The 23,555-nt window shown below is 45.5% G+C and carries 23 protein-coding genes and 1 riboswitch; of the genes, 6 read left to right on the top strand and 17 right to left on the bottom strand.

Going from position 1 to position 23,555, the window contains the following annotated elements; all coding sequences use genetic code 11:
* Positions 1–7: 7 nt before the first annotated feature.
* A complete protein-coding gene (locus DT065_RS09055; RefSeq protein WP_114372683.1) occupies positions 8–1,003 on the top strand; it encodes a M23 family metallopeptidase in 996 nt (331 codons plus the stop codon).
* Positions 1,004–1,151: 148 nt separating this feature from the next.
* On the opposite strand, the gene DT065_RS09060 is transcribed toward DT065_RS09055, so the two are convergent.
* The 7 genes from DT065_RS09060 to DT065_RS09090 all read right to left on the bottom strand — a co-directional run bounded on the left by DT065_RS09060 (position 1,152) and on the right by DT065_RS09090 (position 7,817).
* Positions 1,152–2,507, bottom strand: coding sequence for a sodium-dependent transporter (locus tag DT065_RS09060; protein ID WP_114372685.1), 1,356 nt, complete (start codon positions 2,505–2,507; stop codon positions 1,152–1,154).
* 125 nt (positions 2,508–2,632) lie between these two features.
* Positions 2,633–3,487 (bottom strand): sporulation protein YunB, encoded by an 855-nt coding sequence (gene yunB, locus DT065_RS09065; RefSeq protein WP_114372686.1) that lies wholly within the window; start codon positions 3,485–3,487, stop codon positions 2,633–2,635.
* Between the two features lie 114 nt (positions 3,488–3,601).
* Positions 3,602–4,087: a dihydrofolate reductase gene (locus DT065_RS09070; protein WP_114372688.1), complete on the bottom strand. Its 486-nt coding sequence runs from the start codon at positions 4,085–4,087 to the stop codon at positions 3,602–3,604.
* Between the two features lie 13 nt (positions 4,088–4,100).
* Entirely contained in the window at positions 4,101–5,057 is a 957-nt protein-coding gene (locus DT065_RS09075; RefSeq protein ID WP_114372690.1) for a thymidylate synthase, read from the bottom strand.
* 52 nt (positions 5,058–5,109) lie between these two features.
* Positions 5,110–5,415, bottom strand: coding sequence for a YunC family protein (locus DT065_RS09080; RefSeq protein WP_114372692.1), 306 nt, complete (start codon positions 5,413–5,415; stop codon positions 5,110–5,112).
* 87 nt (positions 5,416–5,502) lie between these two features.
* A complete protein-coding gene (locus DT065_RS09085) occupies positions 5,503–6,921 on the bottom strand; it encodes a bifunctional metallophosphatase/5'-nucleotidase (protein ID WP_114372694.1) in 1,419 nt (472 codons plus the stop codon).
* 35 nt (positions 6,922–6,956) lie between these two features.
* Positions 6,957–7,817, bottom strand: coding sequence for a DUF72 domain-containing protein (locus DT065_RS09090; RefSeq protein WP_114372695.1), 861 nt, complete (start codon positions 7,815–7,817; stop codon positions 6,957–6,959).
* A 247-nt stretch (positions 7,818–8,064) separates the two neighbouring features.
* On the opposite strand from DT065_RS09090, the gene DT065_RS09095 reads away from it, so the two are divergent.
* The 3 genes from DT065_RS09095 to DT065_RS19870 all read left to right on the top strand — a co-directional run bounded on the left by DT065_RS09095 (position 8,065) and on the right by DT065_RS19870 (position 10,246).
* Complete coding sequence (locus tag DT065_RS09095; RefSeq protein WP_114372697.1) at positions 8,065–9,348, top strand: ArgE/DapE family deacylase; 1,284 nt, start codon at positions 8,065–8,067, stop codon at positions 9,346–9,348.
* A gap of 230 nt (positions 9,349–9,578) precedes the next feature.
* Positions 9,579–9,761 (top strand): helix-turn-helix domain-containing protein, encoded by a 183-nt coding sequence (locus tag DT065_RS09100; RefSeq protein WP_114372699.1) that lies wholly within the window; start codon positions 9,579–9,581, stop codon positions 9,759–9,761.
* Between the two features lie 248 nt (positions 9,762–10,009).
* Positions 10,010–10,246: a zinc ribbon domain-containing protein gene (locus DT065_RS19870; protein ID WP_227002779.1), complete on the top strand. Its 237-nt coding sequence runs from the start codon at positions 10,010–10,012 to the stop codon at positions 10,244–10,246.
* Between the two features lie 151 nt (positions 10,247–10,397).
* Here the strand turns inward: DT065_RS19870 and DT065_RS09110 are convergent, their stop codons facing one another.
* The 10 genes from DT065_RS09110 to DT065_RS09160 form a co-directional block, all read right to left on the bottom strand.
* Positions 10,398–10,643, bottom strand: coding sequence for a hypothetical protein (locus DT065_RS09110; RefSeq protein ID WP_114372701.1), 246 nt, complete (start codon positions 10,641–10,643; stop codon positions 10,398–10,400).
* Between the two features lie 551 nt (positions 10,644–11,194).
* Complete coding sequence (gene sufB, locus DT065_RS09120) at positions 11,195–12,592, bottom strand: Fe-S cluster assembly protein SufB (RefSeq protein WP_114372705.1); 1,398 nt, start codon at positions 12,590–12,592, stop codon at positions 11,195–11,197.
* 50 nt (positions 12,593–12,642) lie between these two features.
* On the bottom strand, positions 12,643–13,080 hold the full coding sequence (sufU, locus tag DT065_RS09125) for a Fe-S cluster assembly sulfur transfer protein SufU (RefSeq protein ID WP_114372707.1): 438 nt from the start codon (positions 13,078–13,080) through the stop codon (positions 12,643–12,645).
* Complete coding sequence (locus DT065_RS09130) at positions 13,064–14,299, bottom strand: cysteine desulfurase (protein WP_418314654.1); 1,236 nt, start codon at positions 14,297–14,299, stop codon at positions 13,064–13,066. The genes sufU and DT065_RS09130 overlap by 17 nt, the downstream gene beginning before the upstream one ends.
* Complete coding sequence (sufD, locus tag DT065_RS09135) at positions 14,299–15,606, bottom strand: Fe-S cluster assembly protein SufD (protein ID WP_114376218.1); 1,308 nt, start codon at positions 15,604–15,606, stop codon at positions 14,299–14,301. Before sufD ends, DT065_RS09130 begins: the two co-directional genes overlap by 1 nt.
* An 18-nt stretch (positions 15,607–15,624) precedes the next feature.
* Positions 15,625–16,416, bottom strand: a complete 792-nt coding sequence (gene sufC, locus DT065_RS09140) for a Fe-S cluster assembly ATPase SufC (protein WP_114372709.1) — start codon at positions 16,414–16,416, stop codon at positions 15,625–15,627.
* A 321-nt stretch (positions 16,417–16,737) separates the two neighbouring features.
* Positions 16,738–17,097 carry a carboxymuconolactone decarboxylase family protein gene (locus tag DT065_RS09145; protein ID WP_114372711.1) on the bottom strand — a complete coding sequence of 120 codons (360 nt, stop codon included), beginning with the start codon at positions 17,095–17,097 and terminating at the stop codon, positions 16,738–16,740.
* Between the two features lie 180 nt (positions 17,098–17,277).
* Positions 17,278–18,174 carry a MetQ/NlpA family ABC transporter substrate-binding protein gene (locus DT065_RS09150; RefSeq protein ID WP_114372713.1) on the bottom strand — a complete coding sequence of 299 codons (897 nt, stop codon included), beginning with the start codon at positions 18,172–18,174 and terminating at the stop codon, positions 17,278–17,280.
* Between the two features lie 16 nt (positions 18,175–18,190).
* A complete protein-coding gene (locus tag DT065_RS09155; protein WP_114372715.1) occupies positions 18,191–18,847 on the bottom strand; it encodes a methionine ABC transporter permease in 657 nt (218 codons plus the stop codon).
* On the bottom strand, positions 18,840–19,862 hold the full coding sequence (locus tag DT065_RS09160) for a methionine ABC transporter ATP-binding protein (RefSeq protein ID WP_114372716.1): 1,023 nt from the start codon (positions 19,860–19,862) through the stop codon (positions 18,840–18,842). Before DT065_RS09160 ends, DT065_RS09155 begins: the two co-directional genes overlap by 8 nt.
* Before the next feature lie 113 nt (positions 19,863–19,975).
* A riboswitch (SAM riboswitch) is annotated at positions 19,976–20,086 on the bottom strand.
* 417 nt (positions 20,087–20,503) lie between these two features.
* On the opposite strand from DT065_RS09160, the gene DT065_RS09170 reads away from it, so the two are divergent.
* Entirely contained in the window at positions 20,504–21,403 is a 900-nt protein-coding gene (locus DT065_RS09170; protein ID WP_114372720.1) for a DUF4349 domain-containing protein, read from the top strand.
* A 76-nt stretch (positions 21,404–21,479) separates the two neighbouring features.
* The gene (locus DT065_RS09175) at positions 21,480–23,144 is read left to right on the top strand and encodes a M20/M25/M40 family metallo-hydrolase (protein WP_114372722.1); all 1,665 of its coding nucleotides are present in this window, start codon (positions 21,480–21,482) and stop codon (positions 23,142–23,144) included.
* Positions 23,145–23,555: the final 411 nt, after the last annotated feature.

Genomic DNA, 23,555 nt, shown 5'->3' on the forward strand with positions numbered 1-23,555 from the left:
AGTACGCATGAACAAAAAAACACTCCCCCTCCTTTTACTCGTTATCAGCTTTTCCCTAACGTTCTCACCGGAAATGAATGCAGCAGAAGATGAGGAAACCATCGATATTGACCATGAACGAATGGTTCTCTATAAAGAAATGGATGGAATCACCCACGTCCCCTGGTATTGGCTTGCTGCCATCGACGCGCATGAACGTGGTTTAAATGTTGCCCGCAACGATCGGGACGAAAAAGAAGGACTCATTGATATTTACTATTCCCCACGCGATTGGGTAGGGGCCTTAAATCCGGACCTGGAAGATAATGATGCGGCACGCATCAGCATGTTTGGTGGCATTGGCCTTGACGGAGATGACGACGGGGAAGCGAATCGCCAAGAAGATCGGGATCTCCTATACACCATGGCTCGGCAGATTTCTACTTATGGGTATGATGATGAAAATATTCGCATCGCGTTATGGGAACATTATCAGCGCGATCAAGCCGTACGTATTATTAGCGGTCATGCACAACTTTTTAAGGAATATGGAACCATTGCCTTGGGTGATACTGCGTTTCCCGTTCCCCTTGAATACAATTACACGTACCATAGCACCTGGGGCGACACGCGTGGTTGGGGCGGCAGGAGAATTCATGAAGGCACGGACATTTTCGCCGGCCATAGTACCCCCGTGCGAGCCACGAAGTACGGGGTCGTTGAATTAAAAGGTTGGAACACGTATGGCGGGTGGCGGATCGGCATTCGCGACCCGGAAAATGTTTACCATTATTATGCCCATCTAAGCAGCTTTGCAGACGGCATTGAAGAAGGTAGTATTGTTGAACCCGGGATGGAAATTGGCAAAGTCGGAAGCTCCGGTTACGGAAAGCCAGGAACGGAAGGCAAATTCCCGCCTCACCTCCACTATGGACTTTATCGGGACAACGGGTACTCCGAATGGTCGTTTGATCCATATCCATCCTTAAACTCCTGGGAAAAGAAAGAACGCCAGAAGGATTAGCAGCTACATGATCGCTTTTAACGGTCTAAGTGTATGTCGATCTGAAAAAGGAAGAATTCTTTCTGCTTCCGTTCTTCTTCTTTTTCTGCACATAAAAACATCCGCCGTGAGGATCCTCCCCTCACGACGGATACAGTATTTCTTTTTCCTATGCTTCGATTCCGAAAAGGTTCGCGAGTAAAATAATTAAAATCATGATCGGGGCGACAAATCGAATCAAGAAGAGCCAAGTCTTTGCAAAAACCTGATTTTTAAAGTCAGCTGTTTCAAGCGTTGCTCTACTCTTCCACCCCCAACCGACAAAAAGGACGACAATTAAACCGCCAATCGGGAGCAGATAGCTGTCTGTAAGGACATCTATAAAATCAAGGAACGGCAGACCGGCGATCAGGAAGTCACCGAGCGGGCCTCCTTGACTTAAGGCAGAAGGTATACCGACTAGCGTGATCAAACCGCCAACGATAAGCGCCGCTTTTTTCCTGGTCAATTTCACTTGTCGCATCGCAAAGGACACGCTGACTTCCGCCAGTGAAATGGCTGAGGATAGGCCGGCGATAAAGACAAGGAAGAAGAACAAAATGGCAAAGAATGTTCCGCCTGCCGCCATCTGATTAAATACTTCCGGAAGCACAACGAATATTAATGTCGGTCCTTGACCCGCGTCGGCTCCGATCGTAAATACAGCGGTAAAAATAACCACGGCGACCAAGATAGCAAACAAGGTATCCAGAAGCACAATACTAGTTGCGGTCCCCGGCAAACGGTTTCCTGTTTGTTTTGAAAGATAACCGCCATAAGTGACCATAATCCCCATTCCCAGTGATAGCGTAAAGAACGCCTGGCCGATCGCGGCTAAATAAAGCGAAGGATCTCCCAAAGCACTCCAATCAGGGACGAATAAAAAGGACAATCCTTCACCGGCACCATCCAATGTTAGCCCATATCCCGCCAGGACCAAAAGGAGGACAGCGAGTAAAGGCATGAAGATCTTACTACTCAGCTCAATTCCTTTTCGAACCCCAAAGTATAAAATACCAACAATAATACCCATTACAATCAGTTGCCACATCACGGGGAGAAACGCATCTCCGACAAAGCCTCCGAAAAATTCTTCAACGCCCCCCGGCTCCACTTGTTGGAGACTTCCGGTCAAATAACTGAACATATAGTAAAAGATCCAACCGGTAATAACAGCATAAAAGGAAACGATTAGAAATGATGTAATAACGCCGAGCCAGCCACCAATGACCCATGGTTTAGCAGGTGCCGTTTTTGAAAAAGAGCCAACGGCATCAAGTTGCCCCCGTTTTCCGATGGAAAACTCCGCGATCATTGTAGGTAAACCGATGATAAAAATACAGACCAAATAAACGAGTAAAAAAGAAGCGCCCCCATATTCACCGGCAATATAAGGGAAACGCCATATGTTCCCCAATCCGACGGCCGAACCGACGGCAGCTAAAATAAAGCCGAGCCGCGTCGCCCACTGTTCCCTTCCCTGCATCAAATGACCCCCTAAACTTGAATTTTAATAAAATTATAATTAAAATATGTCCGAATGTCAAAAATATGCACAACCATTATAATTATATTAAAAAGACTTCAGACATCTTTCGAGCATTCACGACATCAGTTTTGCGTTTCCTCATCGACCGCTGGCATATCCTCACCTTCGGCATCCGGTGCCTGCATCTCCACCTCTTCCTCATCCCCACTCGGGTTTATGGCCGGGATCGGCATACCGCCGCCTTCGCCGTAATAATCGGGGACATCACCGGGCACAAACACCATACCTACCGGAACAAATGTGGTCGCCGTTTCTTCCTCCGTCCCAAAGGGAATGACAACACGGATATCCATTTCAATGGAAAGACCGATACGCAGCCATGTGTTGTTGATACCAACATTTTCTACTCGCTCTTCCATGTCCACATGGGGATCACCAACCGCAGAAAAGTTGACCGGCACCTGCGGGCCAAGCTGTGCAAGCAAAGCATTATTCGTCGCCATACCTAGCGGAATGTTGTAAATCCCGCCGTCTTCCACGCGGCCGACACCCATGTCCTCGATTTCTTCCTCCAGTTCACTGGGGATCTCTCCGTCCGGTATCCCCGATTCCACTTCTTCCAAGTAAGAGTGAATGAGGTCGATCGCATCTTCAAGGACTTGGTTATAGACAGATGCGTCAAATGCCAAAGATGCAATGTCACCTTCTTCTGTCGTTTCCATCAACACAAGATCATCCAGCTGTTCCTGGTCTGTCAAATCCCTTGACACTGCCTGATTGATCGCTTGCGTTGAAATCCTCTGCGTTTCGATGGTTGCAATCGTCATTAAAGCCGGACGCACATGTTGGTCAATGAAATACAGCCCTTGCACCGTTAAAAAAATAAAAATCACAAATGAAATAAGTAAAACATAGCGAAAAGGGAGCGGGCCGCCCCTGCGCTGTTTTTTTCGATCATTCGGTATTTTTAAAACCATACTTCCCCCTCCCCTGCTATATACATATGCAGCGGCGGACAGGTTAAACGTATTTTGCTATGTAAGATTTTGTGACATTCTCCCGATCGTTTAGTGTCGGGAGAATGTCACGTTTTATTTGCGGTCATAGATCTGAAACCAGTAGTCATACGGATTCTTATCATTTTTTACACCTTTTTCTTGCCAGTTCAGTTCCCATTCATATTGATCAAACTCGGGGAAAAAACGGTCAACGTCAAATGATTGATCAATAAAAGTGATGTAAAGTCGATCCGCATATGGTAAAGCTTGTTCGTACACATGACTCCCGCCGAGAATAACCCATTCCTCATCGGCGCGCTTATTTTCTGCAATAATCGTTTCAATGGCATGTACCGTTTCAATGCCTTCAAATTCAACATCTGTTTGGGTCGTTAAAACGATGTTCCTCCGCTTCGGCAGCGGCCTTCCGATCGCTTCAAATGTAGACCTTCCCATCACAATCGTCTTGCCGACGGTGTTTTTCTTTAAAAAAGAAAGATCTGCCGGTAGATGCCAAGGCATTGCATTATTTTTTCCAATTCCACGGTTTCGGTCGTGGGCGACCATCATGGATAGCATTAGACTCCTCCCTCTATACAGCAATCGGGGCACGAATGGTAGGGTGTGGTTCGTACCCTTCTAACGTAATGTCATCTGCCTCCAAATCAAAAATCACCTTTGACAAGGGAGACACAGAAACGGTCGGCAATGTGCGCGGCTCGCGTATCAGTTGCGTTCGCGCCTGTTCGAGATGATTTTGATAAAGGTGGGCATCTCCCAACGTATGGACGAGTGTACCGACGGCAAGTCCACATTCTCGTGCAATTAACTGAGTGAGCAACGCGTAACTCCCGATATTGAACGGGACACCAATAAACATGTCCGCGCTCCGTTGATAAAGCTGACAGGAAAGCTTCCCGTTTGCCACATAAAATTGAAACAATGTATGGCAAGGAGGGAGTGCCATCGTTGGGACGTCTTCGGGGTTCCAAGCAGAAACGATCAGGCGTCGTGAATCGGGTGTTTTTTTAATCATCTCGATCACATCCGCAAGTTGATCAATCATTTCGCCTCTCGACGTTTTCCAGGCACGCCACTGGCGGCCGTAAATATTGCCCAGATCGCCATGTATCGCGGCAAAAGCATCTTCGTTTAGGATGCGCTGTTTAAACGCATCCATTTCTTGCTCATAGCGCTTGCGGAATTCATCATCCTGCAAGGAACGGCGGCCGAAGTCGGACATATCCGGACCTTGATAATCGTCGCTTTTCACATAGCGTTGGAACGCCCATTCGTTCCAAATATTATTATTATGCTTGAGTAAGTATCGAATATTGTTGTCCCCTTTTATGAACCACAACAGTTCACTTTTGATTAACGAAAAAGGGACACGTTTTGTCGTTATCAGCGGAAAGCCTTCGTTTAAATCAAATCGCATTTGCCGGCCAAAGATCGATCGCGTTCCTGTGCCTGTCCGATCCATTTTTTGATCTCCGTTTTCAAGGATATCCGCGAGGAGATCCAGGTATTGTTGTTCACTGCGGCTCATTTTATTTTCCTCCTTAAATGAATGCTTCCGTGCAAAGCACAGAAGCATTCTGTCATTCCTGCATCCTCAATAAAGCTTCACGGCCACTCATCCCGGTGTGAATGCCCCGGGCTTCGGCAGCAAGCGTCACCGAGTCCAAGGGAGCCTCCAACAGTTGCTCAACCGTTCGCACACCAACCGCGCGGCCAGCGACGATTTCGCGATCGGCCAGCTTTTCATTCAACAATTGCACATCTAAAGCGCCACACATGATATAGCCGACATCGTTGGTCACTGCCATAAAATTCGTTTTCGGCAGTTTCATCGTCACCGCCTGAAAGCTGACACCGTCTATATTTACCGGTTCCATATGCAACATCGATCAACAACCATCCTTTCCGAATACTCACCCCCAGTGTATGAGCGAGTGCCTTATACCGGAAGGGCGGATCAATCAAACGTTTAATTAAAAAGCTGATGGGCAGTTTGGCCTATCTTCTTTTTTTAACCCCCAAGTAATGAGATCGCGGATAAATTCCGGTGTGAAGTAGCGTTTATCTTTGCCGGCGGCAATCGAGGGATATAAAGTGCCGAACGTTAACATATCAGCCGTAGCCACTACATAATCTTCGTTTTCATCCACTTTCCGGCCTTGAAAATAAACCTCATTCACTTGATAGAACCCTGTCGCTAACTTTTCAACATCAACCTCCAACCCTGCAAACGCTAAGCGGCCAAGTTTATGTCCTCGAAAACCATAGCCTTTTAATGGGAGGTGAATCATTTTTTCCGTAAATGATTGGTGGATGGCTTCTATAAGTTGATGCCCTTTAACATTGACGACACATGGATTAATCGGGTGGGGGCAAAGTCGGTGCAGATCATGCCTTGTGACGTTGCCTTCCCGTAACGATCCCAGTAGCAAGCCCGAATGGATCATGGCGATCTCCGTCCCGCACCAATTTTTTAATTGCCGGGCAAGAAAGCTTGAGAAAGTGGAGGGTTCGGTCCATGATATCGCGAGCGGTTCGTCTCGAATCGCCACCACTTCACTTAGGTTCCGGTCCGCCTCCGTTTGCAATTCCTGCAATTTTTTTGTGATATGATCGGCCTTGGGAGCATCTCCTTCCAACGCTACAAGCGTACCGGATGCCTCGGTCAGTTCTTTTTTTTCGGTGTCATAAGTGAACGCCACTTTTCCAACATGTGTGCCTAACTTACCTGTTTGGGTAATCAGCGTACCGTTAACGACGGGAGCCGGGTTTAAACGATGATGGGTATGGGAGCCCAGAATTACATCGATATCATAGGAAGCGGCGATTTGTTCATCGCGAAATAACCCCAGGTGGGAAAGGAGCACAACGATATCCGCCTGCTCCCGAATGTTTGGCAATTCTTCGTCCAAAATAACGAAAGGGTCCTGAATATCCCAACCCATGGCACGATAAAAAGGATAAAAAGAAGCTGTAAGGCCAATCATTCCAATGACAAGACCATGAGCTTCCGTCGTCATTGCCGGTTTGGCCCATGACGGCATTTTTCCTTGTTCGTCATATAGGTTGCTTAAAAAGACATCAAAGTTAGCAGGGGTATACAGACGTTCCAATGTGTTTTTTGCAAAGGTTATCCCTTCATTATTGCCTATCGTTGCATATTGAATGGGAGAGGCATTAAGCAAGTCAATATTCCCTCTCCCCAACGTCGCCTCTGTTATGGAATGAACACGGTCCGCATGATCGCCAATGTCAAAAAACAAAGCATTTTCTCCCCGTGATTGGTGATGCTGTTTTTGTTTTTCCAGATAATGCACGATTTTGGGCCATTGGTTCAGCTGGCTATGCAAATCGTTCGTATGATAGATATACAGTTGTTTTTGTTCGGCCATGAATGGACATCACCACCCTTGCACGCACACGATTGTTATCCTTCCCAATCAAACAGATTCAGCTGACGCGGCGCTAACCCATCATAGCTGATGTCCGCAAGCCTCATGAATGTTTGAGCATTACCTGCCGCGTGCCTGCCGGAATTATTATTAAAGATGATAAAAACATCTTCTGCTTCTTGTTGTAATGCGGTTGCATATCGCACCCACTCCATTAGTTCATTTTCCCCGTAGTTGTATAAATAACGCACCGCTCTCCAATTTTCTCCGGAGGTCTCCTTTCGCCAACCTTCTATATTCCGTCCATGAAGACGTATGAGCGCTTTTTTCGTGGATGTTGCCACATTCACGATCGGCACCGAACCGTCCCCGGCCTGTGGCTCATCACAAACGGTATGTATGCAGTCTTGTTCGTTTAAAAATTGAATCACTCGATTGCGGTTTTTCGGGAAATACCAGCTTTGGTGCCGAAATTCAATCGCTAAAGGCACGTCATGGAGCATTTTTTTTACGTAACGTACTTTCTTTATATGTTCTGCCCGGCAATCAAACCAAGGAGGAAACTGACAAAGAACCATCCCCAGTTTGCCGGCGTCCACCAACGGTTGGATGGACCTTCGATACGAATGGAATAATTCATCACGATCCGAAAATGGATAGTATGTTTCCGATTGCCCAGTCATTGACCGATGGGCTTTGACGACAAACCGAAATATATCCGGCGTTTCATCGATCCATTTCCGGTAAGTTTCGGGAGACAAAACTGCATAATAAGCACTGTCAATTTCTACCGTTGGGAAATAACCAGCATATGTCTCCAGCTTACGATTTTTGGCAGTAGCCATATTATAAAGGGAGGGATGATCTCTCCACCCGGTCAGACCAACATAAATCACAATCCATTCCACCACCTAAACTCTACCGTGATTTTATCATGGAAAGGGGCAAATGGCTATGATTCAAAACAAAGGACAAGCTTCACGACTGGTGTTTCATTTACCAAATAAAAGGGAACCTGTACACAGAGCAAATAGAATCCTGTCCAACATTGGTTAAAACGAACGCATGCAACCTACTTAGTTAGAGGTTGCAGCTTTTTTGAAGCATCCAATGCAACATGTGTTATAGAGAGGTGATTTTATCATGGACACAACACTACCGAACCCTATTTCACAAAAAATTGATGAATTATGGTCCGAAGAAATCGACTTTTTACAGGAAATTAGTCGCTTCCCGAGCATTAGCGGGAAAGAAAAAGCATTGCAAACATACCTGGCTGATTACTTGAATGCAGAACTCGGTCTGACAGTGGAGCGTTTTATACCGGATAGCAAAGAAATTGCTGATCATCCAGGCTTCTCCCCTCCGGAATGGGGGTATGAAGAGAGTGATGTCGTCATCGCAAAGCAACCCGGACCGAAAAATTCCATCGGGAACAGTCTTATTTTTCAGGGTCACGCCGATGTCGTAAGTCCGGAACCACTCTCTTTATGGTCCAGCGATCCCTGGGTCCCGGTTTTTCGAGACGGTAAGCTGTACGGCCGTGGCGTGGCAGATATGAAAGCCGGTGTTTCCGCTATGATATTTGCCTATAAAGCGATTTTAAATGCAGGCTATAAGCCCGGAGCCGATTTTATGTTGCAAAGCGTGGTCGACGAAGAAAGAACGGGCAACGGGGCCTTAGCCGCTCTGGATAAAGGGTACACAGCCGACGGCGCGCTCATCCCGGAACCGTTCGGATTAAAGGCAGCGAAAGCTCAAGTCGGAAGTCTCTGGTTTCGAATCAGCATGAACACAGCGGTAAAAGACAAAAACATTAATCAAGTTGTCAATGTCGTAGAAAGAAGCCAAGTCATCATTTCTGCTTTACAGGAATACGAAAAGCTGATGAATGAACGTCCAAAGCCTGACGCCTTTAAACATATGCCCCACCCGGTGGATGTGAACATTGGCACTTTTCATGCCGGGGACTTCGCTTCTAATGTTCCCGTGAAAGCGGTGATGGAAGGAAGAGTCGGATTATACCCCGGCCAATCGATCAACAAAGTGAAAAAAGAATTGAGAGAATGGGTGTCGAAAGCAGCAGACGAGGATCCATGGCTTTCCAAGCAACCACCTGAAATCACTTTCTTCGGATTTCATGCCGAAGGCGTGGAGATGAATGACCGGACTCCATTTTTCAAAACACTGGACGATGCCCACGAAACCGTAATACAGCAACCGGCTGAACGAAGCGTTTTAACGTCCACGACCGATGCCCGTTTTTTTAATTTATACTATGACATCCCCGCGACTTGTTACGGACCGGACGGCGGAAACTTTCACGAAATCGACGAATGGGTGGATTTGAATAGCGTAAAACAAGTAACGAAAGTTTATGCCGAATTTTTAGCTCAATGGTGTGGATTAGTTCCACAAGAGTCTTAAATGCACTTCATGAATTAGCTCATCAAATGGAATTCAAGTGAATACCATTCTTAAAATAACTCCGTATCACTGCCAAAGTGATACGGAGTTAAATGTTCATACGGTGATTTAATTTTTTTAACCGTTTTGCCGAGAAGTCCCCTTCAAAATCTTTGATTTAGTGGGGGATGAATCGGCTTTTTTTATCAGAAAAATAGGAAAAACCTTGAAGTAATGGGAGGTGACAACAAATGCTGCTACATATGAATTATAAATACGAAATGTTTCCAAACGAAGAACAGCTGCAAACAATGGATCGTTGGCTGTCTATTTGTCGTCAACAGTACAATTCCGCTCTTTTGGATAAACAGCGTTTTTACCAAAAGAATAGACCGGACTATCCCGAAATGAATTGCAAAAACAGCAAACAATGAAAGTTGCGAACCAACGTCGTGATTTTCTCCATAAACGAAGTTATCACCTTTCGAAAACGTATAAATTCGTTACGTTTTTGTAAAAGACCTGATGATTCTAAATATGATGTAAAATCGCCATTTGGCAAAATCGATTCATGACGCTGGTTGGGGGGGGTTTTTGTCAAAAGTTTGAATATTAGTAAACTGGCCTTTTCGCCAGGTTTTTATGGCGAAAGGCCTTAGTTACACTTATACAGGTAGTAAAGTTGATTTGTACTTTATTACCTTCCAAGTGTAAAAACAATGGTGGAACCCTCGTAAGAATTAAACCTCATTATACCAGTCAAGACTGTTCCAGCTGTGGGAAGCGTGTGAAAAAGACTTTGTCCGTTTGCATGCATGTATGCAAGTCATGCAGGACAGTTTTAGACCGCGACCATAATGCTGCCATCAATCTTGAAAAAGTTGGACTGGGTCTCTTGGATTTGTGTCCAACTGTATAAATAATGTTGGTTTCGACTGTAGGGCAAGGTCCTGTCCGAGCAGTATAAAACAAAGCCCTGGGAGATGATATAAGACTCGGTTCAATAGAACAAAGCGCATCGTCTATGAATTGGGAAGCTCCATCAAAATCTTTGATTTGGGTGGAGAGGTTCACACATGATGTGTAGTGTAATGCTTGTCGAATAGAGGCAACTTTGATTCTTGCACAGCTTGCTCAAAACTTCCGCATTTTTCTTTTATCTGATCAATATCAGGGAATAGAGAAGCAATGATGTCAGATTCCTGCACCATACTTCTAAAGTGATCATACGTATTTATATCAATGGTCGATTTGCCCAGTTCCTCGTAAACCAGCTGTATGGCATAGATGCATTCTGTTCTTGAAAAATCATCCATGTTCATCCCTCCTTGCCAATGCATAGTTTCCGTTATTTCTATGATCATCCATTGCGTTTCGATCCAAAACGATACATTCATCATTTACGCAACCATAAATGTCCCTACCCGTTTGCCCGAATGATGAAACAAATAAAAAGTAAGTCATGCAGTTGTCAGTTTTGAAGTCAATTGTGTGTAAATAAACATGCATCTGATATTGTTGGCCACCTTTCCAACGGACGTGGCGTCAATTAATCGGGATATCCATAATATTTGTCGTCAAAAAGAAGGTGTAACGCCAATTATTTGGATTTCTCCTGGTATTTGTCTTCACATGAAGGCCGTGCGCCGGATTTTTGGAAATCCTCTGAGATTTGTCGTCACACATCTGCTAGGGCGATCATCATCGAAATGGAAAATATCTCTATGAATTGGAGGCTCATTCGAGGGCTTCTAAGCAAAGCTTGTGGTTTCCATACGGACAATGCACACGCCACAAAGCTCTTTCTTGGCGAAAACAATAAAAGACCCCTCGCCCACAGAGAGCGAGAGGTCTTTTCATCTGTTTCTTAACCGATCGAACCTTCCATTTCGAAGCGAATCAAACGGTTCATTTCGACGGCATATTCCATCGGTAGTTCTTTTGTGAACGGTTCAATAAAGCCCATGACGATCATTTCTGTTGCTTCCTCTTCACTCAATCCACGGCTCATCAAGTAGAAGAGCTGCTCTTCGGAAACTTTGGATACCTTTGCCTCGTGTTCTAGTGTAATATCGTTGTTCATGATTTCATTGTAAGGAATCGTATCGGAAGTAGAATCTTTATCCATAATCAGTGTATCGCATTCAATATTTGACTTCGATCCTTGCGATTTGCGCCCAAAATGGGATAAACCTCGATACGATACTTTACCGCCATGTTTGGAAATTGACTTGGACACGAGTGTAGATGAACAGTTTGGTGCCAAGTGATACACTTTGGCGCCCGCGTCCTGCATTTGATTCTTACCGGCAATCGCGATGGACAATACATTTCCACGTGCGCCTTCGCCTTTCATAAGCACGGACGGATATTTCATCGTAAGCTTGGAGCCGATATTGCCATCAACCCATTCCATTGTTGCGTTCTCGTCCGCAGTGGCACGCTTCGTCACAAGGTTGTAAACGTTCGGTGCCCAATTTTGGATCGTTGTATAGCGGCAGTAAGCATCTTTTTTCACAATGATCTCAACAACCGCGCTGTGAAGGGAATCCGTTGAAAAAACAGGTGCAGTGCAACCTTCAACGTAATGCACGGAGCTTCCCTCGTCGGCAATGATCAGCGTGCGCTCAAATTGTCCCATATTTTCCGAGTTGATACGGAAGTACGCTTGAAGCGGGGAGTCAGCTTTCGTACCTTTTGGCATGTAGATAAACGATCCACCGGACCACACCGCTGCATTTAGAGCCGAAAATTTATTATCACTTGGCGGGATGACCGTTCCGAAGTATTGGCGGAAGAGGTCTTCGTTTTCTTTTAGCGCCGTATCTGTATCTTTAAAAATAATCCCTTGTTCTTCAAGGTCCTCCTGCATGGAATGGTAAACAACTTCGGATTCATATTGGGCAGATACACCGGACAAATATTTTTGTTCTGCTTCCGGAATGCCCAACTTATCGAAAGTGTTTTTTATCTCTTCCGGAACTTCATCCCAAGATTTTTCCGTGCGTTCCGATGGCTTTACGTAATACGTAATGTCATCAAAGTTCAGTTCTGACAAGTCACCGCCCCATTGAGGCATCGGCTTTTTGTAAAATATCTCTAATGCTTTCAACCGGTATTCAAGCATCCATTCCGGCTCTTCTTTCATCTCAGAGATTTCTCTTACGATATCCTCAGTCAGGCCACGTTCTGAACGAAATACGGAAACATCTTTATCATGAAAACCATATTGGTATTCTTCTAGTTCAGGCATTTTCTTTGCCATGTGAATGACCTCCTTTTAGTCGTTCAGGATTATACATCCTTTACCCCAAATCATTCTTTATCTAACCCTTTTTCCATTGCCTTCCAGGCTAATGTTGCGCATTTAATGCGGGCAGGAAACTTTGTAACGCCTTGAAGAGCTTCAATATCGCCAAGTTCATATTTCTCATCGTCATAATCTTCCCCTTGGACCATTCCCGAAAATATATCGGATAACTCCAGCGCTTCATCAACCGTTTTGCCTTTCACTGTCTCCGTCATCATTGATGCTGACGAGAGGCTAATGGAACATCCTTCTCCGGTAAATTTTGCATCATTCACCACACCGTCATTCACATGCAAGTGCAGTTGTATTTTATCTCCGCAAGAAGGATTATTCATGTTGACCGTCAGCGCATCAGCATCCATTTCTCCGCGGTTGCGCGGGTTTTTGTAATGGTCCATAATCACTTGTCGATACAGCGCGTCAAGATTATTCTGCATAGACATCGCCGAAATACTCCTTTGTGGTAACGAGCGCGTCTACAAGCGCGTCTACATCTGCTTCTGTGTTGTAAAGATAAAAACTAGCCCTTGCTGTCGCTGCAACATCCAACCAATTCATGAGAGGTCGTGCACAATGATGGCCGGCCCGTATAGCTACGCCTTTCGTATCGAGAACCGTGGCCGTATCATGCGGATGAACGCCATGGATATTGAAGGTGATGATCCCTGCCCGCTCGTTCGCCGGGGGACCGTATACCTCAATATCATCATGGCGGCCGAGCTGATCCATCGCATAGCTGGCCAGCTGCTGTTCATGGTTTTTTATAGTGTCTAAGCCTATATCGTTTAGAAAATCAATAGCTGCATTTAGTCCAATGGCTCCGGCAATAATCGGAGTGCCACCCTCAAACTTATGAGGGACTTCCTTCCATGTTGCATCATAAAGGCCGACTTCGTCAATCATCTCGCCGCCAAATTCAAACGGCTCCATGTCTTCCAATAATGCTTTTTTTCCATATAAAACGCCTATACCAGTCGGTCCACACATTTTATGAGCGGAAAATGCGAAAAAATCGCAGTCAAGTTCTTGCACATCCACAGGTGTGTGCGGCGTGCTTTGCGCACCGTCCACGACCATGATCGCTTGATTTTCATGCGCAATTTTCGTTACTTCTTTGATTGGATTCATGGTACCGAGCACATTGGACACATGCACCATCGCGACGATTTTTGTTCGCTCGTTGATGGTAGAACGTGCAGATTCAACGGAAACCGTGCCATCCGCTTGCAACGGAATGTATTTCAACTCAGCTCCGGTTGCCTTCGCGACCTGCTGCCAAGGAATTAAATTGCTATGGTGCTCCATAGGGGTAAGAACGATTTCATCCCCTGATTTAAGGTTGGCACGCCCGTAACTTGCAGCAACGGTGTTGATCGCTGTCGTCGTCCCGCGCGTAAATACGATTTCCTCTCTCTGGCCGGCATTGATAAATGATTGTACTTTGTCACGGGCACCTTCATAGCCGTCGGTCGCCACCGAGCTGAGCGTGTGCACACCCCGGTGGACATTCGAGTTGTAACGGCGGTAATAATCCTCGATTGCTTCAATGACAGCTATCGGCTTTTGCGACGTAGCCGCGTTGTCCAAGTAAACGAGCGGACTGCCATTAACTTCCTGGTCTAAAATCGGAAACTGTTCACGCACATCCTGTACGTTCAACATTAATAAACTTTCCTTTCGATGACTTCCCCAACCTGTGTTTGAACCGCATCAATCGGCAAGGCGCCTACCACCGGTTCCAAAAACCCATGAATGATTAAGCGTTCGGCCTCGGCTTGAGAAAGGCCCCGACTCTTCATGTAGAACATTTGAATGGGGTCTATTTTACCGACGGATGCCGCGTGTCCCGCGGTTACTTCATCCTCATCAATTAACAATATCGGATTGGCGTCCCCGCGCGCTTTCGACGAAAGCATGAGCACACGTCCCGTTTGTTCACTGTGCGAATTCGTTCCACCTTTTTCAATCTTGTTAATCCCATTGAAGATCGAAGTCGCGCTATCTTTCATAACGCCGTGGGTAAGGATGTACCCTTCTGTTTGCTTCCCGTACGCCACGACATCACTCGTAAAGTTTTGCTTTTGATTGCCACGGCCGACATGGACGGTTTTTGTGTCTCCATAAGAGCCGTCTCCCATAAGGAAGGTGGTATTTTCGGAAATTGTATCGCCTTCGTTCATTTGGCCGAGCGCCCATTCAATCCGGCCATCCTTTGCCAACGTTGCTCGTCGCACAACATAGGAGGTTACGCCGCTTTCGAGATTATCCACTGCGCCGTATTTAATTTTCGATCCTTGACCGCCATACACTTCCGTAACAACGTTGGCATTGGCCACGTCTTCAGTAAAAGACACATAGTTTTCCAGGTACGTCAGACTGCTGTTCGCTTCAGTCACCATTAGCACGTGGTTGAAAAGGCCTGTTTTTACATCGTCTTGCCAGAAGATCGTGTGGATCGGCGTCTGCAATTCCACGTTTTTCGGGACGTAAATGAAAACCCCACCGTTCATCAATGCTGTATGCAAAGATGTTAACCGGTTTTCATTTGTTTTTACGGCATCGCTCATCAAGTACTTCTCGACAAGATCACCATGTTCTTTTACTGCTGTCTCGATGTCGGTAAAAATAACCCCGTTATCGACAAGCTCTTGTTCAACTTTGGTAAATGCCGTTTTCCCATCTCGCTGAACGATCAGATTTTGAACATCCTTTTCCTCTCCCGCCAGACGTGTCACTTCTTCAGGGAGATCGGAAAAGCGTTGACTCTCCGGCTCAGCCGCTTCGATCTTTTCAAAGGATGTAAATTTCCATCTCTTCAAACTCGTTTTATCCGGATTCGGCATTGGCAGATGCTCTGCATCGGCCAGTGCTGCTAATCTTTTCTCCGCTAACCAAGCGGGTTCCCCTCTTTTTTCCGACCATTGTTTAACTGTTTCACTGTCAAACGTCCATTTAGTTTCAACAGCCATCATCTGTCACCTCCTACTTTACGCTTCTTGGCTTTCTCCTACACGCTCATCTTCAATGCCGAGTTCTTCTTTGATCCAGTCGTAGCCTTCATTTTCGAGGCGCTGGGCAAGCGATGCATCTCCAGATTTCACGATGCGTCCTTGCATGATCACGTGTACGTAATCAGGCTCGATGTAGTTAAGCAACCGCTGATAGTGGGTAATGATTAAGCAACCGAAGTTATCAGAGCGCATGCTGTTTACGCCTTTGGAAACAACCTTCAACGCGTCAATGTCAAGACCGGAGTCCACTTCGTCTAAAATCGCGATTCTCGGCTCCAACATGAGAAGCTGCAAAATTTCATTACGCTTTTTCTCCCCGCCGGAGAATCCTTCATTCAAATAACGGGTAGAGAACGACTGATCCATGTCAAGGGTTCCCATTTGTTTATCCATCTTTTTGATGAACTTCATCAACGGAATTTGGTCGCCTTCTTCACGATTCGCATTAATCGCTGTGCGTAGGAAATCAGATGTCGTCACACCTGTCACTTCGCTTGGATATTGCATAGCGAGAAACATACCGGCCTGCGCGCGCTCGTCCACTTCCATTTCAAGGACGTCTTCACCGTCGAGCTCGACACTACCCTGGGTGATCTCATAACTTGGGTGACCCATGATCGCGGAAGCAAGGGTCGACTTCCCAGTCCCATTCGGACCCATGATAGCGTGAATTTCACCGCCATTTATTTCCAAATCGAAACCTTTAATGATTTCATTTCCTTCAATTTCAACGTGCAAATCTTTAATTTTCAACGTTGATCCTGCCATTTTAAAACCTCCATTTATCATACTGCAACGAATTCCGCTGCGAATGTTTCTCAATCTATCATCATTATTAGTTTATAACAAATTCAATCTTCATTCAAGGGATGAGGCCTATATCTTCGACAGAACATCTCTCCATTCTTTAGGCTTACATCTATAGAACATATCAGCCACAAATATATTATTATGCTTACACTCCCCTAGTATGAAGGTTTTTGCGATACGTTTCAAACGATAACCGCTGAGAGGGCCAAAAAATAAAACGCCTGACCCAAAGATTTCCAGACGCGCGTTCTGATTCTCACCCATTATCAATTACCGGTGTCACGAGCCGGTGTCAAACGTTTCGATGGCGTCACGAACCACCGTCACCGCTTGACCTAAGGCGACATCCCCTCCGAAAGAAACCGCGACACCTACAGCTTCCATGATTTCCTCTTCACTGCAATCTTCATCGATACAGTTTTTCGTGTGATTAATGATAGAATATTCTTCGTTCATACAGACACTAATCGCAAGTGCAATGAGATATTTGTTTTTTGCCTTTATTTCCCCTTCCGAAAAACACGCTTCCACAAATGCGTTATATTTTTTTGTAAGTTTCGGCAGTTGGCCCGATAAATAGTTCATGCCGTCTTTGTATTCTTGCAAGGCTTCCTCAATGAATGTATCACCCTGTGCCATCGGTTCATCCCCTTTACGAAGTATTTTCGTACCGATTAGCATGCATGAAAAATAGGAAAAAAATACATGTATTTTCAACAAAAATACGATGCTGCTCTATTTGATCAACAAAAAACATCCGCAATCCCTGCACAAGATGCAGTTATTGCGAATGCTTTATCAGAGAAGGCGCTTTCCTCCTTACTCCTCGACGGGTACGACTGCTCCAGCATACTCTTCTTCAATAAATTCCTGAACTTCATCCGATTGCAAAACGTCCATGAGGGTCGCGATGTCTTCATCTTCTTCATCCTCACTGTTCACCGCGATGACATTCACATACGGATTATCGGCGTCTGCGGATTCCGAGGCAATGGAATCTTCAAGCGGAGACAAGTCATAGTCGATGGCATAGTTGGAGTTAATCAATACAGCGTCGCCTTCATTATTTTCATACGCTTGCGGCAAGAGCGCCGCTTCATATTGCGGCTCGAACTCGTAGTCATTAGGGTTCTCTTCGATGTCATCCATGGTTGCTTCCACGCCATCAACATCTCCCAGTTCAATCAGGCCGGCCTCTTCAAACATCGTCAATACGCGGCCATGATCGGCAACGGAATCACTCATGAGAATCGTTGCTCCTTCCGGCAATTCTTCAAGGCTGCCATATTCCTGGCTGTATACACCGATCGGCTCAATATGAACACCGCCGGCTTCTACAATATCGTACTCCTCAAACTCTTCCAATTGATCGGCAAGAAATGGACGATGTTGAAAGAAGTTTGCGTCTAAATCTTCGTTATCAAGGGCTTGGTTCGGGAGGGCATAATCATTAAAAGTTTCGATTTCCAATTCGATCCCCTCTTCAGCAAGAAGGTCTTCTGCAAACTCCAGAATTTCAGCATGTGGCACGTTTGTGGCTCCAACAACCAATTCAGAAGGCTCTTCATCTTCGGCAGCTTCCGTGTCTTCGCCCTCTTCTGCTGCATCGCCATTTTCATCTGTTTGCGTTTCATCAGCAGCTTCCTCATCCGCACCGCAAGCGACAAGTAAAGTTGTTAATGTACCTACAGCGATTAATTTATAAAACTTACTCAATTCGGCTCTCCCCTTTTTATCTTTTATCAATTTTGCGTGTGACAATGTCACCGATGCCTTGAACAATAAAAACGATCACTGAAATAATGATCGTCGCTACGATCGTCACATCCGTATTATTTCGCTGAAAACCGTCGCGAAACGCCAGATCCCCTAAACCGCCGGCGCCGATTACACCAGCCATCGCTGTATAGCTGACGAGCAATATCGCGGTAACCGTAATCCCGGACACAAGTGCCGGTAATGATTCGGGGATAAACACTTTAAAAATAATTTGCCGTTGGTTTGCCCCCATCGATCTCGCCGCTTCCACAACACCTTTGTCCACCTCTCGCAAACCGATTTCCACAAGGCGGGCATAAAAAGCAGCGGAGCCGATTACGAGCGCCGGCAAAGCCGCGTTCGGGCCAAGCATGGTCCCCATTAAAAAATTCGTAAACGGGATCAGCAAAATGATCAAAATAATGAATGGCACGGAACGGAAAATATTTACAAATCCGGTGGTAGTAATGTTTACAGTTTTATTTTCCCAAAGCTGACCTTTGGAAGATAGAAAAAGAATGAGACCAAGAATCATGCCTATGAAAAAAGTAAACAAGATCGCGACCCCACTCATATAGAGTGTCTCCCACGTGGCTTCCAGCATATTTCCCCAATCAACGTTTTCAAGCATCGGCAATCACCTCTGCTTCCACCCGGTGATCATGAAGAAACTGGATGGCTTCTTTCAGTTGTTCTTCATCCCCTTCAATGGAAACATACAAACTTCCATAGCTCCCATGTTGCGTTTTGGCAATATTCCCTTGCAAAATATTCACCGTCACGTTAAAAGCGCGAATTAATTCGGATACGACCGGTTTTTCAGCATCGTCCCCGACAAACGTCAAGCGAATGACTGTACCTGCTTCCCGTTGAAGTTGCTCTTCAATGGCTTCATTGGAATCGTCCGGATCAGTGACTTGCTTGACGAATGTTTTCGTAATTTCTTGCTGCGGATCCTTGAAGACATCCAACACATTGCCAAGCTCGACAATTCTGCCATCTTCCATAACGGCAACACGTGAACAAATTTTTTGGACCACTTGCATTTCATGGGTGATAATAACAATCGTGAGCCCCAATTTTTGATTAATATCGTGGAGCAAATCGAGGATCGCGCCGGTTGTTCGCGGGTCAAGCGCGGAGGTCGCTTCATCACACAAAAGCACTTTCGGTTCATTGGCGAGCGCCCGGGCGATACCGACCCTTTGCTTCTGTCCACCACTCAGCTGCGATGGATAAGAAGCTTCCCGACCTTTTAAACCAACGAGTTCAATCAGCTCTTCCACACGCTCGTTGCGTTTTGATTTTGAAACGCCGGCAACTTCAAGAGGGAAAGCGATGTTCTCCCGAACGGATCGTGACCATAGGAGGTTAAAATGTTGAAAGATCATGCTGATCTCTTGCCTTGCTCCTCTTAAATCGCGATTGGAAAGATTCAACATCTCACGGTCTGCAATTTGCAACGTGCCGGTCGTTGGCATTTCCAATCGGTTAAGCAGACGCACGAGCGTACTTTTCCCTGCACCGCTATAACCAACAATCCCGAAAATTTCTCCCTTTTCAATGTCAAGATTAATCTCTTTTACTGCTTCGATGGAATGGCCTTTTAATTGAAAAGTTTTGGAGACATTATTCAGATGTATCAGCAGCCTAACCCCCTCTCTTCTTATTTCCTACTATCCTGATAATCTCAGTATAGTTTTATCAAAAAAATAAACCTTTTGCCCTGTGATGAGCAGAAAGGTTACACTTGAATTCTGTCTCATCTTCCAAGGGGGAGCACCCCTTGCAGGAATTGGCACCTTTGTAATCCATCATTACCGGTTGCCGGGCTTCATCGGGCCAGTCCCTCCGCCTCTCCAGATAAGAATAGTATTCTATGAATGTATTTATTTTAGCACCAGCTTTGCAGGCTGTCAACGACTGTGATTCCTTGGGAATGTGTTGTTCGGCGGTGTGGATCGGAGCCTTGCGATCTGTTTTCGGCGATCGCACCGATTTTAGATCATTGGAAGCCGTTTTACAATCTGTTTTCGGCAGTCCTGTCAATTTTAGAACGTTTGAAAGCCTCTTACGTTCTGTTTTTGACATACTTGCCGATTGCAGAACGCGTAATCACTGATCATGATCTTATTTCGAAGGGAGGCATTAAGACAAAATCACAGACTATACGAGAATTTTTTGCACTCAAAATCAAGATAAAAATCAGTAAAAAAATTTATGAAAACATTAAAATTATGTAACATTTAAACACGGAATACGTCACATTGATTAAAGGGGTGGGCGTGTGGTTCGTCGATTTTTTCATTCATTCGTTTTAATTGCAGGCTTCACGGTCGCGGGATGCAGTGATGATGATACGGCCCAGCACGAGCGAGCGAATACGTATAGTCATGATGAGGCCGAGTTTGCAGTGGAAGAAGCAGACGACGCGGAAGACTCTGAAGGGGAGACGGAAACAAGTGACGAAGAAACGAACAGCAACACGGAAGACATAACAGACGTTGATGCGTCGGATCAAATGATTATCTACAATGGAAATATCTCTATTGAAGTAGGACAATTTGATGAAGCCCAGCGCCAAATCGAAGCGCATGTGGAACAAATGGATGGCTATATCGTAGAATCCACCGTTCATGACCGTGATGATGAAGAAGATCGTAGCGGAACTTTTTCCGCGCGAATTCCTCAACAAAACTTCACCCCATTCTTAGATGAATTGGAAGTCATAGGGACGGAAGTGTTAGAACGTTCTACTTACGGAGATGATGTTACAGAGGAATATGTCGATTTAGAATCACGTCTCCAATCCCAGGAGACCGTGGAAGAGCGTTTGCTTACGTTTATGGAAGAAGCGGAAAATACGGAAGATCTCCTTGCTATTTCCGATGATTTGGCTTCCACCCAAGAAGAAATAGAACAAATCGAGGGCCGTATGAATTATTTGGAAAATCATGTCGCTTATTCTACGGTGAGCATTAATGTGCAAGAGGTGGCCGCTTCCACATTGCAAGATCGGCAATCGCTGAATACATGGAGGCAAGCAACAAGTCTTTTCACAGATACAGTGAATGTGCTGGTTTCCTTTTTCTCCGGTTTGGCTGTGTTCTTAATCGGTTTCTCCCCTGTGCTAGTGCCTTTGCTGTTGATAGGAGCAACGGTAGTATTTTTTCTAAAAAGGAGATAGAAGAACCCGAAGAACTTTATTAAATTTGGCACGTTACAATAAGATGTAGCAACGTCACCGAGAGGAGTTTTAAACCATGTATGAGCAGCTATCATCTTTGCGTGAAGCGGAACAGGCGGAATGGCTAACGACTGAGCTCGTCGCTCTCGATAGCACAAACGGAAGCGCGGGTGAAATCGAAATATCCAATTATATACATAAACTTATTCGTTCCTTTCCATACTTCCAAAAACACCCGGAACACGTCTGGCTACAAACGATTCCAAATGACGAACGCAGAAATGTTTTCGCTTTTTTACCGGGGACAGCGAACGCAGAAGTAACGATCCTTTATCATGCCCATTTTGACACCGTAGGCATTGAAGATTATGGCGCCCTAAGTGGGCAAGCATTCGATCCGAAGGCATTGCTTGCTTTTTTTACCGATTACACAAAAAATACAGAAATACGGGAAGATGCCGCATCCGGGGATTGGTTGTTCGGTCGGGGAGCAACGGACATGAAAAGCGGCATTGCCGTTCACCTCGTGAACATGTTCCGATACGCGGAACGCGAGCGACCATCCGGCAATATCCTCCTGCTCATCACTGCTGACGAAGAAAGCGAGCACGCGGGCATGAAAGCAGCCGTGTCAGAGTTACGACATCTGCAAACAGAAAAAGGACTCCGCTACATTGCCGCCATCAACGACGATTACATCGCCCCTCAATATGAGGGGGATGACACGCGTTACATGTACACAGGCGCGTGCGGAAAAATTCTGCCCTGTTTTTACATAGCCGGCAAGGAAAGTCACGTAGGTGATACGATGGCAAGACTGAATCCGACATCGATCGCTTCTCAGCTCAATCTCGACCTTCATAATAATATTCAAATCACTGAGCAGCTTGACGATGAATTTATTTTACCGCCGACGTGCTTGTATCAACGTGATAATAAGAAAATGTACGATGTGCAAACGGCAACGAGCGCCTATATGTATTTTAATGTTTGCCTATATGAACGAAGCGTAGATGAAGCCACTGCTGAATTACTGAACATAGCAAAAACATCGGCAGAAACGGTGGGAAAAGAATACGAAAGCCGTTACATCGATTACATGAAACGAATGGGGAGAGAGCCAAAAACGCTCGATTGGTCGATCGAAGTTACCACATTCAATGAGTTTAAAAACTATTTACAAACGTTGAACGCGCCGGTTGCTGATGTAATTGAACAGACATCGCAAACATTTGCGCATCTCGACATCCGCGAGCGCTTTTTCAAGATCGTGGAAGCGCTGCAAGCACTGGATCCGGCGCGGAAACCAAGGGTGATTCTTTTCTTTGCGCCGCCATTTCTCCCCCATAATTACTTAGAGGAAGGCAATCAAAATCATGCACGCGTATTGGAAGCACTTTCCGAAACACTTGACGTATCTGAAAAAATAAGCGGAGAGACCTATCGCATTCGTCGATTTTTTCCTTTTATTTCTGACAGCAGTTATCTCGCTATCCATGAAAGTGACGATGAACTGGCGGCACTTCTTGATAACTTCCCGCGATGGGGCGAGGATTATGCGATCCCTGTTGATGAGATACGCAAACTGAACATCCCAGCCCTCAACATGGGGGTATACGGCAAAGACGCCCACCAATGGAGCGAGCGTCTCTACAAGCCATTTAGTTTCCGAGTTTTACCCGGCTTAATTCGAGATGTGACCGCGCGGTTATTTGGCAACTCTTATGAAAGACAGGGATGAACATAACGAGGCATGTAGAATGGCTGATAAACCGTTTATTTTGGCTGATATATTGATGTTTTTGGCTGATATCAAGGCGTTTTCGGCTGATAAAGATACGGTTTATAAACCAACAAATGATTTGAAAAATATCCTATAGCATGTTATATTTTATTCAAGTGCTGAGTATGAATGAATCTTGATACGCATGCGTTAAAAAGACCGAGGTGCTGGTACACCTACGGTCTTCCATAGAACTTGTCCTTCAAGGGCGAAGTTCACTCAAGAAGAGTAATCACCCGTTGATTGGTAGGTCTCGGGGTGGTTACTTTTTTTCGCTCTTATCATTTTTCATCATAAGAACGACTAAAGTGGCCACTGCCACACAAAGCATGGCGGTTTCAAAAGTGATAACCATGGCCGCTCATCTCC

This window comes from Salicibibacter kimchii (genome assembly GCF_003336365.1).
GTDB classification, from domain to species: domain Bacteria; phylum Bacillota; class Bacilli; order Bacillales; family Marinococcaceae; genus Salicibibacter; species Salicibibacter kimchii.